At 42.8% G+C, this 12,332-nt stretch carries 15 protein-coding genes; 1 reads left to right on the top strand and 14 read right to left on the bottom strand.

Features of this window, described 5'->3' with window-relative positions; translation table 11 throughout:
- Positions 1-5: 5 nt before the first annotated feature.
- From hepS to M1D94_RS09955, 12 genes are all read right to left on the bottom strand, one after another.
- Positions 6-761 carry a heptaprenyl diphosphate synthase component 1 gene (hepS, locus tag M1D94_RS10010; protein ID WP_004398550.1) on the bottom strand — a complete coding sequence of 252 codons (756 nt, stop codon included), beginning with the start codon at positions 759-761 and terminating at the stop codon, positions 6-8.
- A 163-nt stretch (positions 762-924) separates the two neighbouring features.
- Complete coding sequence (mtrB, locus tag M1D94_RS10005; protein ID WP_003230576.1) at positions 925-1,152, bottom strand: trp RNA-binding attenuation protein MtrB; 228 nt, start codon at positions 1,150-1,152, stop codon at positions 925-927.
- 21 nt (positions 1,153-1,173) lie between these two features.
- The gene (gene folE, locus M1D94_RS10000; RefSeq protein ID WP_003225516.1) at positions 1,174-1,746 is read right to left on the bottom strand and encodes a GTP cyclohydrolase I FolE; all 573 of its coding nucleotides are present in this window, start codon (positions 1,744-1,746) and stop codon (positions 1,174-1,176) included.
- 187 nt (positions 1,747-1,933) lie between these two features.
- A complete protein-coding gene (gene hbs, locus M1D94_RS09995; protein ID WP_003153447.1) occupies positions 1,934-2,212 on the bottom strand; it encodes a non-specific DNA-binding protein Hbs in 279 nt (92 codons plus the stop codon).
- A gap of 374 nt (positions 2,213-2,586) precedes the next feature.
- Positions 2,587-4,065, bottom strand: a complete 1,479-nt coding sequence (spoIVA, locus tag M1D94_RS09990; protein ID WP_003230572.1) for a stage IV sporulation protein A — start codon at positions 4,063-4,065, stop codon at positions 2,587-2,589.
- Positions 4,066-4,245: 180 nt separating this feature from the next.
- The gene (locus M1D94_RS09985; protein ID WP_015714176.1) at positions 4,246-4,980 is read right to left on the bottom strand and encodes a hypothetical protein; all 735 of its coding nucleotides are present in this window, start codon (positions 4,978-4,980) and stop codon (positions 4,246-4,248) included.
- Positions 4,981-5,001: 21 nt separating this feature from the next.
- Entirely contained in the window at positions 5,002-5,205 is a 204-nt protein-coding gene (locus tag M1D94_RS09980; protein ID WP_004399143.1) for a DUF2768 domain-containing protein, read from the bottom strand.
- A 337-nt stretch (positions 5,206-5,542) separates the two neighbouring features.
- Positions 5,543-6,580 (bottom strand): NAD(P)H-dependent glycerol-3-phosphate dehydrogenase, encoded by a 1,038-nt coding sequence (locus tag M1D94_RS09975; protein ID WP_015251807.1) that lies wholly within the window; start codon positions 6,578-6,580, stop codon positions 5,543-5,545.
- Between the two features lie 17 nt (positions 6,581-6,597).
- Positions 6,598-7,908, bottom strand: a complete 1,311-nt coding sequence (der, locus tag M1D94_RS09970; RefSeq protein ID WP_021481550.1) for a ribosome biogenesis GTPase Der — start codon at positions 7,906-7,908, stop codon at positions 6,598-6,600.
- 153 nt (positions 7,909-8,061) lie between these two features.
- A complete protein-coding gene (locus M1D94_RS09965) occupies positions 8,062-8,256 on the bottom strand; it encodes a capping complex subunit for YIEGIA (protein ID WP_038828580.1) in 195 nt (64 codons plus the stop codon).
- A complete protein-coding gene (locus M1D94_RS09960) occupies positions 8,253-9,146 on the bottom strand; it encodes a YIEGIA family protein (protein WP_003230562.1) in 894 nt (297 codons plus the stop codon). Before M1D94_RS09960 ends, M1D94_RS09965 begins: the two co-directional genes overlap by 4 nt.
- Positions 9,143-9,742, bottom strand: a complete 600-nt coding sequence (locus M1D94_RS09955; RefSeq protein WP_003230560.1) for a YphA family membrane protein — start codon at positions 9,740-9,742, stop codon at positions 9,143-9,145. The genes M1D94_RS09960 and M1D94_RS09955 overlap by 4 nt, the downstream gene beginning before the upstream one ends.
- Positions 9,743-9,819: 77 nt before the next feature.
- On the opposite strand from M1D94_RS09955, the gene M1D94_RS09950 reads away from it, so the two are divergent.
- A complete protein-coding gene (locus tag M1D94_RS09950) occupies positions 9,820-9,951 on the top strand; it encodes a YpzI family protein (protein WP_003225499.1) in 132 nt (43 codons plus the stop codon).
- A 42-nt stretch (positions 9,952-9,993) separates the two neighbouring features.
- On the opposite strand, the gene fni is transcribed toward M1D94_RS09950, so the two are convergent.
- On the bottom strand, positions 9,994-11,043 hold the full coding sequence (gene fni, locus M1D94_RS09945) for a type 2 isopentenyl-diphosphate Delta-isomerase (RefSeq protein WP_041850191.1): 1,050 nt from the start codon (positions 11,041-11,043) through the stop codon (positions 9,994-9,996).
- Positions 11,044-11,055: 12 nt separating this feature from the next.
- Positions 11,056-12,204 (bottom strand): 30S ribosomal protein S1, encoded by a 1,149-nt coding sequence (gene rpsA / locus M1D94_RS09940; RefSeq protein WP_014477197.1) that lies wholly within the window; start codon positions 12,202-12,204, stop codon positions 11,056-11,058.
- Positions 12,205-12,332: the final 128 nt, after the last annotated feature.

Here is a 12,332-nt window from a genome sequence, read left to right as displayed (position 1 = left end):
ATGGTTTACCCTTCTTCCACTTTCTGATGATAGGTTTGATCTTGGCTGATTGTCTTCAGACGGTTTATTAAAATGTTCTGAATAGGTGAATTTAGAGGCAGAAGTGACTCAATGCTGTTTTTCGCTTTTTTAAAACAATCTTCTAATATCTCTTCTTTTGTTTTTCCCAGCTGTATAAAACTGCCGATCACATCCAGAAATGCATCATTTCCGTTCATAAGCCGCTTAAATACAAAAAAATCACTCGACAGCTTTTTCCATCGCGGGAGGTTGAAGTGTTCCGCCACACGATGGAATAAAGCTGATTCAACGATGCCGACACTTTCGAAAAAATCGTTTTCGTCCTTGAAAGAACGGTCATATAGACGAATTTTATGTTCGTTGATTTCTTTAATGGCTGTAGCAAGCGTCCGAATCATGTAGATATCCTTCATTTCAGATAGTAAAGAGTAGTACAGCCCGCTGAAATAATCGCCCGCGAGAACAGTCAATTGGCGGTTTTTGTTTTCGTCTCGTTTTATGACTCTAGCTGTCGTCACTTCATCATGGGTATCAAGGGCGCTTTGTACAAGCATCGCTGTTACAATATAATTTTCTCTGTCGTTGTTTTTTATGTCAGCTTCTTCAAATAAAGCATGAAAAAGAAGAAGCTTATCCTCATCAATTTTCGGCGCAGAAATATGCTTCGCTAAATAAGGATGAGACAGCTTTTGTTTTAATTTCGTGTTCAGATTGGCTAAAGTTCCGTAGATGTCTTGCAAAAATATCACCCTTGTCCCCAAATTCACATTTATTTCTTAATCTATGTATGAGTTTTATCTTTTCATTCGCTTACGCAGGTATCATTATAGCATAAAAAAAAGAAATTGGCTGTATCCTCCCGCTGTTTGCGAGCATTTGCTTTTAACAGCGGGGACAGCCAGCTTATTTTTTTTCGCTTTTCATTTCTCCGTACGCGGTTTGAATCAGTGCCTCTCCTCTGACTTTAATGGCAGAAGTATGCTCTGTAAACTGAGCGATGATCACTTCTCCCTTGTCGAGTTTTTCGGAATGGTGAAACTTTGTGTCTGTTCCTCTTGTCAGGCCGATCACATTCACTCCGTCCTCAACGGCTTTAATGACGACAAAATCACTTGAATGCTTTTGGTTCATTTATAGCACCCTCTATCTTTATTAGTCCTGGCGTTTAATATGTTCCAATACTTCTGCACGGGCAGCGGCATCATCTTTAAAAACGCCTCTGACTGCTGAAGTCACAGTTTTCGCACCCGGTTTTCTTACACCGCGCATCGTCATGCACATGTGTTCCGCTTCAACCACTACCATTACGCCATGCGGATCAAGCGTTTCTACGATGCTTTCTGCAATTGTAGAAGTGATGCGTTCCTGAAGCTGGGGGCGCTTTGCAACGGCTTCAACGGCACGTGCCAGTTTGCTGAGTCCTGTGACCTTTCCGCCTCGCGGGATATATGCAACATGTGCTTTTCCATAAAAGGGAACAAGGTGATGCTCACACATAGAATGAAACGCGATATCTTTTACAAGAACAAGCTCCTCATGGTTTTCACCGAAGATAGTCTGGAAATGTTCTTTTGGATCTTCATTTAAGCCGGAGAATACTTCGGCATACATCTTTGCGACTCTTTTCGGAGTATCAAGAAGCCCTTCTCTATTCGGGTCTTCTCCGATCGCTTCTAAAATTTGACGAACAGCTTGTTCGATTTGCTCTTTATTAACTTCTTTCATGTTCTATGTCCTCCACCAATGAATACATTTAATTTCGATTCTAGCACATATGTCCCGCTAAAAGCAAAGTGAATGCCCTGTCAGGAAGCCCATGCTCTTGAAATATGAAAAGCCCCTTAGAAAGGGGCTTTTCTGTGAAGAAATAAAGTGTATGTAAGCTAGATGCATACACGATCTATATTCACAATTATTTTCCGGCAACTGCGTCTTTAAGCGCTTTACCTGGTTTGAAAGCAGGTACTTTGCTTGCTGGAATTTCGATTTCTTCACCTGTTTGAGGGTTGCGTCCTTTACGTGCAGAACGTTCACGCACCTCGAAGTTACCAAAACCGATCAGTTGAATTTTATCACCGTTTTTAAGTGCATCTAAGATCGTATCAAAAACAGAGTCAACTGCTTTTGTAGCGTCTTTTTTAGACAATTCGCTTGCTTCTGCAACCGCATTGATAAGTTCTGTTTTGTTCATGCCTTTCACCTCCTCCCAAAAGGATACATTCAGTTCGTTTATTATCATTTCTTCACAGTTCAGTCTGATTCTAAACCTGTCTCAGAAAAAAATGAGAGCAAGTAAGAGAAAGACAATTAAACGGCTTTTTAAGAAAAACTGCACTCTGAGGAATGTTTGTCCAACAAAGTGAAGAATTTCTGTATGTAGAGTAACACATATAAAAAGCCATATCAAGCATTTTAAAGCGTCAATCCCTTGCTCGTCAAGGATTTAAGGTGATTTACCGAACAAATATTCCTTTTTTTCCTTTTTTCATCCTATTCCTTGATCCTTTTCCATTATTAAGAGCAAAGAAAAAAAGACCTCCCATTCTATAAAGAGGTCTACCGGTATTACAGGATGATGGCGATTAAGCCGCCAGAGCCTTCGTTTATGATTCTTTCTAATGTTTCTTTTAATTTATACCGTGCGTTTTCAGGCATTAATGACAGCTTTGCCTGAATCCCTTCTCTCACAATTGAGCTCAGCGACCTTCCGAAGATATCGGAATTCCAGATGGAGAGCGGATCATCCTCAAAGTCCTGCATTAAATAGCGTACAAGCTCTTCACTTTGTTTTTCCGTTCCGATAATCGGGGCGAATTCGCTTTCGACATCGACTTTGATCATATGGATCGACGGAGCGACAGCTTTCAGCCTCACACCGAATCGCGAGCCCTGCCTTATAATTTCCGGCTCATCGAGACTCATATCAGCTAAAGCAGGCGCTGCAATGCCGTATCCCGTCTGTTTGACCATTTTTAAGGCATCAGACACTTGATCATATTCTGTTTTCGCATGGGCGAAGTCTTGCATGAGCTCAAGCAGATGGTCTCTTCCTCTGATTTCGACGCCCACAACTTCTTTTAGGATTTGATCATATAGATGATCCGGCGCGTACAAATCAATTTCTGCCACCCCTTGGCCCAGCTCAATTCCGGCTAATCCGGCACTTTCAATGAATTCAAACTCGCTGAATTGGCCGACAACCCTGTCTACGTCCCGGAGCCGTTTAATATCCTTAACCGTTTCCTTCACGGACTCCTGATAGCTTTCACGCAGCCAATGGTTTTCTTTCAGCACCATTACCCAGCTTGGGAGATTGACATTCACTTCTAGCACCGGAAACTCGTAGAGGGCCTCTCTGAGCACACTCAGCACATCTGATTCCCGCATGCTCTCTACACTCATTGCCAATACCGGGATATCATATTTTTCGCTTAAATCCTGGCGCATGGCTTCCGTTTCCGGGTGATACGGCCTGACTGAGTTGATGACCATAATAAAAGGTTTGCCAACCTCTTTCAGCTCTTCAATGACTCTTTCTTCAGCCTCTATATAGTCACTTCTGGCGATATCTCCAATGGTGCCGTCTGTCGTAATGACAACTCCGATGGTCGAGTGTTCTTGAATGACTTTTCGAGTGCCGATTTCAGCAGCCTCATGAAATGGGATCGGTTCTTCGTACCAAGGCGTATTGATCATCCGCGGCCCGTTTTCATCTTCATATCCTTTAGCCCCGGGCACTGTGTAACCTACACAATCTACTAATCTTATATTCACATCGAGTCCGTCTGACACATGAACAGACATCGCCTGATTCGGAACAAATTTAGGCTCTGTAGTCATAATGGTTTTGCCGGCTGCGCTCTGCGGCAGTTCATCCTGCGCTCGGGCCCGGTCTGCTTCGTTACTGATATTCGGGAGCACCACAAGCTCCATAAATTTTTTAATGAACGTGGATTTTCCTGTACGGACAGCACCTACGACTCCTAAGTATATATCGCCTCCTGTTCGTTCAGCGATATCCTTGAAAATATCGACCTTTTCCAAGTGATCCCCTCCCGGACTTCCTATCCTTTTCAATTTTATTAAGCTCTTTCAATCAAACACAGGACACTATATGTGTATGACGTTGTCCTATTTGAATATGACATCTTTAGAAAATTTCTCATCCTCAATCTATTAATATAAAAAAACCTTTCTCCCTATTTGTATGCAAGGGAGAAAGGTTCATTCCTTTTTCATATCATTTTCTAAAAAAACAGGTTCCTGTTTGTCATTTACCGTATATTTTACAGAAAACGCGGGGACAAAGGGGGTTTCCTGCCAAATCATATCCTGGATTTCAGTCCCGGGTTTAAACGTTTTCTTGCTTTTTTTGAGGCAAGAAGCCAGCTCAGTCCGGTAATCAGCATATATTTCTCCGTCTCCGTCAATCATAAGCGGCAAGGAATTCCCTGAGATTGGGCTTGTCACTGTAAGAGAGCTTCCATCCCCAAGCTTCTTCTCATCAAGTGTAAATAAATCACGAGATAGCACATCCTTGTAAGGCGGATATTGATGCTCCTGACGATACATTTGGATGCGCAATTTCACATCGCGAATTTTTTCTGCCATCTTTAGATCAATTAATTTAACAGTCGGATCGTTCTCTACGTCAACAAGCACGTATTGATAGTCTCCCCCACTTTCAAATGCCGTACTTGGAGGTTCAGCTATGTATCTTGGCGCTAACCGGTTAAAGTCTATCGGATATTTTTGATATAGCGGTGTCGACATATCTTTTGTTTGAATGGGAAGCAGCCCTCCATTTGCCTTTTGAAATTCATCAACAGCAGATTGAACCTGCTTTAGCTGGTCTTGATAAGGAATGGCATGCACACTGCTTTTCCGTTCATTTGGATATAAACATCCGGATAAAAACACGACTGCCGCAAAAATGATTGCGCACTTCAGTTTACCCATACAGCACTTCCTTTTACAGCTTTATTCATTGACAGGGCCGCTAAAAACCACGACAAACACAATAATTCCAGATATGAGCATACACATGTATGCGAATGATGAAATCGCAATCTTCAAAAAACGGTTTTGGCACTTAAAGCGGCTTAAATAGATGGAAGCTACAGCCAGAAACATCAGACCCATGGACCCTAGTGCAAACCACATTTTCATCAATGCCAGATTCAATGACGTGCGCCTCCCCGATATGTATGATGTAAGCGTTATATTATATTTTAATATACAGCGCCAGAAAAGATCAACCAGATTTTCCATCCTTTGATAGAACAAAAAAACTGAAGCAAAGAGGGGGACCTTCGCTTCAGTCAACTTGACTATATTCACCTGCACGTTTAAGAAACACTCTCTTGGACTTCGATGCTATAGTATGCGACTTGGCATACAGATGCATCCTCTATTGCCTAAATCGGCAAAATGTTTCAGGAGATCCCAAGACTTGGGTGTTCTTCTGTTTTTCGGGCTTTCGTTCAATTAAGATATGCGATTCACCATTTGATTGACACTTTTACTTCACTTGATTTTCAAACGTATTTACCAAATCCTCCATCTCGTGGGTTTTCCCTCTCGCCATTAAAGATTCAACAGCGGTTTCCACTTTTTGTCCGTTGAATAGGACCTGATGGAGAGCTTCTGTAATCGGCATTTTAACATCATATTTCTTCGAAAGCTGGTAAGCCGCTTTCGTCGTGCGGACGCCTTCGACTACCATTCCCATCTCTTCAAGAACATCTTCAAGCTTGTACCCTTTTCCGAGCAAATTGCCCGCACGCCAGTTTCTGGAATGAACACTTGTGCACGTCACAATCAGATCGCCTACTCCTGTCAATCCAGAGAACGTCAAGGGATTTCCGCCCATTTTCGTTCCGAGTCTCGCGATTTCGGCAAGTCCGCGTGTAATCAAAGCAGCTTTGGCATTGTCGCCGTACCCTAAACCATCTGTAATTCCTGCAGCAAGGGCAATAATATTTTTTAAAGCCCCTCCGATTTCAACTCCGATAATGTCAGGATTTGTGTATACCCGAAAATTGTGATTAATAAATAGATCCTGCACCTCTTCTGCTGCCCTCATGCTCTTTGAAGATGCAGTAACAGTTGTGGGGTGCCGCAGCCCTACTTCTTCCGCATGACTCGGGCCGGAAAGGACAACAATATCTTTTCTGACATCACTCGGGAGCTCAATTTCCATAATTTCAGAAATGCGCAGAAGTGAATCCGGCTCAATACCTTTGCTGACATGAACAAAGACCGCCTTTTTCGTTATAAAAGGGACAGCCTGTCTCAGCACTTCCCGAATTGCTTTTGTTGGAACAGCAACGATAATGAAATCCGCGTCTGAAACAGCTGTCTTCATATCCGTTGTTGCCTCTATTGATTCTGGAAGCTTGACGTTCGGCAAATAATCTTTATTTTCATGCTGATCATTGATTTGATGGATCAGATCTGCACGGTGCCCCCACATGGTTACATCATGATGATTATCAGCTAACACTAAAGCCAGTGCTGTTCCCCAGCTCCCCGCTCCGAGCATTGTGACTTTTTTCATATTTGCTTCACACCTTTTTATTTTCTAGCTCTTGCAAATATTTTGATTGGTGTCCCCTCAAAACCGAACGCGTCTCTGATTCGGTTTTCTAAAAACCGTTCGTATGAAAAATGCATCAATTCCGGATCGTTTACAAACACAACGAAGCTTGGCGGCTTTACCGACACTTGAGTCGCATAGTAAATCTTCAAACGAGAACCGTTATGAGTCGGTGTCGGATTCATTGCCACAGCGTCCATGATGACATCATTTAAGACGTTTGTTTGAACTCGAAGTGAATGATTTTCACTTGCTTTAATAATCGCAGGCATCAGCGTATGGATCCGTTTTTTCGTTAAGGCAGACATAAATAGGATTGGCGCATAATCCAGAAATTGAAAATGATCGCGAATATTTTCTTCAAATTCTTTCATTGTGCTCTCATCTTTGTCAACAGCATCCCATTTGTTTACGACGATTACGACGGCCTTGCCCGCTTCGTGTGCATAACCGGCGATACGCTTGTCCTGTTCAATAATGCCTTCTTCGCCATCCAGCACAACTGCCACGACTTCTGAGCGGTCAATCGCTTTCAGCGCCCGCAGTACACTATACTTCTCAGTCGTTTCATAGACTTTCCCTTTTTTTCGCATACCGGCAGTATCGACAATGACAAACTCCTGCTGGTTGTAAGTAAATGACGTATCAACAGCATCTCTTGTCGTTCCAGCCACGTTGCTGACAATAACGCGTTCTTCGCCGAGCATTGCGTTCACAAGTGAAGACTTTCCGACATTCGGACGTCCGATCAGACAGAATTGAACAACTTCCTCATTGTATTTCGTTTCTGGAATGTTTTTAAAATGCTCTGCAACGGCATCCAGTAAATCACCCAGTCCGAGTCCGTGTGTTCCCGAAATTGGATACGGCTCACCAAAGCCTAGCGAATAAAAATCATACATATTCGCTCTCATTTCTGTGTTATCCAGTTTATTAACCGCTAAAACAACAGGCTTTTTTGTGCGGTACAAAATTTTCGCCACTTCTTCATCAGCAGCTGTCACGCCTTCACGGCCGTTCACCATAAAAATAATCACGTCCGCTTCATCCATGGCGATTTCAGCCTGCTGGCGAATCTGCGCTAAGAACGGCTCATCACCGATATCTATACCGCCCGTATCAATCAAATTAAAATCATAATTCAGCCATTCAGCCGAGCTGTATATCCGATCCCTTGTCACGCCAGGGGTATCTTCTACTATTGAAATTCTTTCTCCCGCAATCCGGTTAAAGATTGTGGATTTTCCTACATTTGGTCTCCCGACAATGGCTACGACAGGTTTACCCATAGTACCCTTCCTTTCAATCCAGCCGCTTTCATTTTTACATAAATTTTCAACCGGTTATTAAAATCATTTCATTCACTTTTATGAAAAGAAACCCTTCAGAGGAAGGGCTTAACTCATTTATTATATCAGTTTTTACTGGGATCACAACTATTCTTAAAAATGTTTCACGATCAAATACACGTCATCTCCGATTCTGTGTGCTATTCCATCAAGGATCGCCTCAAGATTTTTAGCGAAAAGCTCCATCTCCTTTTGGTCATTGCAAAAAAAGACAGGTGCTCCCCCTGCAGCCCGGTTTGGATTTGTCGTGATTACAGACAAAATCACTTTCGTAAGAGATTCACTCATCCTATCACCTTATCCTGATTCTTGATAAATTCAGTCGGCATTCTAATCGCATTTTCCAGGGTTGGAACATTGCTAATAATTTGAACAGCCGTTTCGGGATGGTGAATTTGCGGGAGAACAAATACCGCCACTCTCCCATCATTTAAATCCCGTTTTGCAATTGGTGTCAAAGATGGCTCTCCTGAATCCCGATAAACCCCAAGCACATTGGAAACATCAAATAAAATGGCCTGACGCTGCCCTAAATTTGCTATCGTCGCTGCTGAATTAAAGTTTTTTGGCGTTAAAATAAAGCCCATGCCATGCTTTAAAATCAGTTCCTGTTTCTCTGGAAGCCCGATATTCATCATATAAATATTATCAACAAACAGTCCCGGACCGTCAAAGCGCGGCTTTATGTACTCGATGTCTACAATATCCTTCAACACACTGCCCGACATAAATTTCATGGCCAGTAAAAAACAAACGACAGCCGCTATGACAGCAGCCCAGATGGATAAAAACACATACGCAGAGGTTGTCAAAAGCGCTGTAAAGATCACAATATAATTTCTGCTTTCAAACGCAATGGCAATCCCCTCAATATATGTGCTTCCCCTTGAGACAAGTTCATACGAATCCATTTGCGTCAATGTGTTCCGCTCCATGTTTCGGACATCTCTAAATTGCGTCGCTGCCAATGTTAAAAATGTGATGGCCGTAAATTCCTCCTGCAAAAGCGCCGGCATAATAATTGCACCTAAACCAGCCGCTATCAACCCCAGCGCGATGTGAATCACTTTCCCATGAACATAGGTCGGATACTGGCGGTAATCCGTTTTCAGCATATAAAGCCTTGTCGCAATTCCGGCAATGACCCCAGCAATAATCGGATAGATGTAATCACTCATGACATTTTGGTAGCTCCTTTGTTTGATCTTTTGCTTTTCTGACCAATCTGGCTTGCGAGGTGTTCGTATTTAGATATGCCAAACAGCAATATCATCCCCGCAGAACACGCATTCAGCCATTGAAAGCCGCCGACAGCCATAGCCCCGGCCAACTTCTGGATCACAAATGAATACACCAGTTCGCCTTGGCACATCCCTAGGACAAATAAGACAAGCTGCTTCTCAAAATTCCTTTCAACAGAAGCTGTTAAAAGCACTATTAATATAACAGCAGCCCACTCAGGTTTTATGATGAACCAAACCGGGTCATATAATGCAAAAAGATAAACAAACGCATACGCGGCAACAAGCGTCAGATAGACCATGATATAACGAAAACGATACATTCCCAAATACCCGGCATAGACACATCCGCAAACGAAAAACATCAAATATGCAGCATTCAGGGAAAAATATAAAGCGATGTCATGTATGCTTAGAATAATATTAGTTAAAATAAAGACAGAGACGGCAATTCGTCTTTTCGTCTTTTCAAAAATAAATGTTGTCAGAACCCACAGAAACCACATTGACCAATAGTAATAAAATTGTTCCATTTTACTTCCTCCATATTCCCAGTATGGAGTTCAAGCACATTTTTTAAACAATCGATCTCACATTAAGGAGTATGATCATGGGAAAAGACAGACAAGAGAAAAAACTCAAAGCTTCAGGCAGAGTCGAATCAGACCGCGACCAGTCCATTCACTATGACGGAGCGACAAGCCTTGAACAAAACGGAAGATTCAAAAAGCGAAAATCATAACACAAAAAGCCCAAACCACATATGGTTTTGGGCTTTTATCATTTATCGCACACTATAGCTTGATGTATTGACCCCTCTCTCTGTGAGCCAATGATGGGTTTCACCTTTGATCACAAGGGGCGCCTTTTGTAAATCGTCAATCGTTCTGGCGCCCAGCACGGTCATAATCATCTTTAATTCCTCAAGGATCAGCTGAATCTCCTCAAGCAGTCCTTCCTCACCGCTGTCAGTCAGCGTTTTTAAAAAATGCCCTGCCATTCCGGTGCAAGAGGCCCCAAGCGCAATGGCCTTTGCCACGTCAAGTGCATCTTGCAGACCGCCAGAGGCGATCATGGTGCTTGCAGGAAACTCGGAGCGGATTTCCGCCAAACTTGCAGCTGTCGAAATGCCCCACGAGTTAAAAAAGGAGATTTGCCGCTGTCTTCGGAGATTTTCGATTTTCGAGAAATTTGTTCCCCCGTAACCGCCAATGTCAACAGCTGCAGCACCAGCTTCATACAGCTTTCCTGCTGATTCTTTGCTCATACCGAATCCGACTTCTTTCACAATGACTGGTACACTGACATGACTGCAAATTTGTTCAATACGTTCCAGTGCGCCGCCAAAGCTTCTGTCTCCTTCAGGCATCACAATTTCCTGAATCACATTGAGGTGGATCTGCAGCGCATTTGCTCCAATCATCTCAACGGCTTCCTTTGCCTGAGCAGCCGTTGCCTCGCTTCCCAGGTTGGCAAAAATCAGCCCGTTTGGGTTTTCCTTCCGAACGATTTCATAGGAAAGACGCTCTGATGGATCTTTTAATGCTGACATTTGCGATCCCACAGCAAGGGGAATTCCAGCCTGAGAAGCCGCTCGCGCAAGCGATTTATTAATCTCATATGTAAGTTTTCCGCCGCCGCCAGTCATTGCATTGATAAAAATCGGCGAACTGCTTGAAAGTTCGCCGATTTTTGTGGAAATATCTACTTGTTCTAATGCAAGATCGGGCAGACTGACGTGAACAAACGTAATATCATCAAGACCTGTTTCCCGCTTTTGGCCGGTGGACAGGGCATGATTGATGTGTTGTCTTTTCCGTTCTGCTCGAGTCACGTTTATCACCAATTATTTTAGTTTATTCAGCTTATCTCCGATCAAATCTCCAAGCTGGAAGCCAGTGCTTGTTTCTTCCTTCGCTTGATATTGACGGTAATCTTCCTGATCAGCTTTAGGCGTTTCTTCAAGTTCACGCATGCTTAATGAAATGCGCTCCTCATTTTCATTCACATCAAGAACCTTCACTTTTACAGTCTGTCCTTCTTCAAGAACTTCATGCGGCGTGCCGATGTGTTTATTGGAAATTTGAGAAATATGAACGAGACCTTCAACACCTGGAAGGATTTCAACAAAGGCACCGAAGCTTACAAGACGCTGTACGGTTCCTTCAAGCACATCGCCAGGCTTCACTTTTTCGCCGATTTGGCTCCAAGGTCCAGGCAGTGTATCTTTGATTGATAAAGAAATACGTTCATTATCACGGTCAACCGATAGCACTTTCACTTTTACTTCTTGTCCCTCTTCAACAACGTCAGACGGCTTCTCTACATGAGAGTGGGAAAGCTGTGAAATGTGTACAAGTCCATCGATGCCGCCGATATCAACAAACGCGCCAAAATCAGTCAGGCGCTGTACTTTGCCATCAAGTACACTTCCAACTTCAAGAGACTGAAGAAGTTCTTGTTTTTTATTCGCTTGTTCACTTTCAACAACAGCACGGTGTGAAAGGATCACGCGGTTTTTATCACGGTCAAGCTCTACAACGAGCAGTGACAGTGTTTTTCCTTTATAGTCAGTGAAGTCTTCAACGAAATGTGCTTCAACAAGTGATGCCGGAATAAAACCGCGAACGCCGATATCAACGACAAGGCCGCCTTTCACGACATCTTTCACTTCAGCTTCAAACACTTCTTTTGTTTCAAATTTTTTCTCAAGGTCTTCCCAAGCGCGGTCTGCATCAACAGCACGTTTAGATAAAATCAAAGCATCGTCTTCCACTTTTGTTACTTTCAGGTCAAGCTCGTCGTCTACTTTAACAACATCCGATGCTTTCTCTACATGAAGACTTGATAATTCACTGATTGGAATAATACCGGATTGTTTGACATTGATAATTTCTACATCTACATGTTTGTCTTCTACCTTTGTCACAATCCCTTTAACTACATCTCCAACCTCTGGCACTTGAACATCAATTTGATTCATTTCCTCTGTCATTTGAATAACCTCCTTGGTCCAAACCTACACAGCTTAATTAAAACGGTTTGAAAGCTGAACATATAACATGCCCGCTTTTAGCCGAATATGTATTAAAGAATCATCCAAAAAAGTTTTTTGAATGATCA

This window comes from Bacillus sp. JZ109 (assembly GCF_053903135.1).
This window is presented reverse-complemented; position numbering and strand designations above follow the sequence as displayed.

What these genes read in the sequence shown, in the direction of transcription:
- M1D94_RS09955 (WP_003230560.1), bottom strand. Translation starts at nt 9,742, where the DNA reads ATGGAACAATTTTATTACTATTGGTCAATGTGGTTTCTGTGGGTTCTG.
- folE (WP_003225516.1), bottom strand. Translation starts at nt 1,746, where the DNA reads ATGAAAGAAGTTAATAAAGAGCAAATCGAACAAGCTGTTCGTCAAATT.
- M1D94_RS09960 (WP_003230562.1), bottom strand. Translation starts at nt 9,146, where the DNA reads ATGAGTGATTACATCTATCCGATTATTGCTGGGGTCATTGCCGGAATT.
- mtrB (WP_003230576.1), bottom strand. Translation starts at nt 1,152, where the DNA reads ATGAACCAAAAGCATTCAAGTGATTTTGTCGTCATTAAAGCCGTTGAG.
- hbs (WP_003153447.1), bottom strand. Translation starts at nt 2,212, where the DNA reads ATGAACAAAACAGAACTTATCAATGCGGTTGCAGAAGCAAGCGAATTG.
- rpsA (WP_014477197.1), bottom strand. Translation starts at nt 12,204, where the DNA reads ATGACAGAGGAAATGAATCAAATTGATGTTCAAGTGCCAGAGGTTGGA.
- M1D94_RS09950 (WP_003225499.1), top strand. Translation starts at nt 9,820, where the DNA reads ATGGGAAAAGACAGACAAGAGAAAAAACTCAAAGCTTCAGGCAGAGTC.
- M1D94_RS09985 (WP_015714176.1), bottom strand. Translation starts at nt 4,980, where the DNA reads ATGGGTAAACTGAAGTGCGCAATCATTTTTGCGGCAGTCGTGTTTTTA.
- der (WP_021481550.1), bottom strand. Translation starts at nt 7,908, where the DNA reads ATGGGTAAACCTGTCGTAGCCATTGTCGGGAGACCAAATGTAGGAAAA.
- M1D94_RS09975 (WP_015251807.1), bottom strand. Translation starts at nt 6,580, where the DNA reads ATGAAAAAAGTCACAATGCTCGGAGCGGGGAGCTGGGGAACAGCACTG.
- M1D94_RS09965 (WP_038828580.1), bottom strand. Translation starts at nt 8,256, where the DNA reads ATGAGTGAATCTCTTACGAAAGTGATTTTGTCTGTAATCACGACAAAT.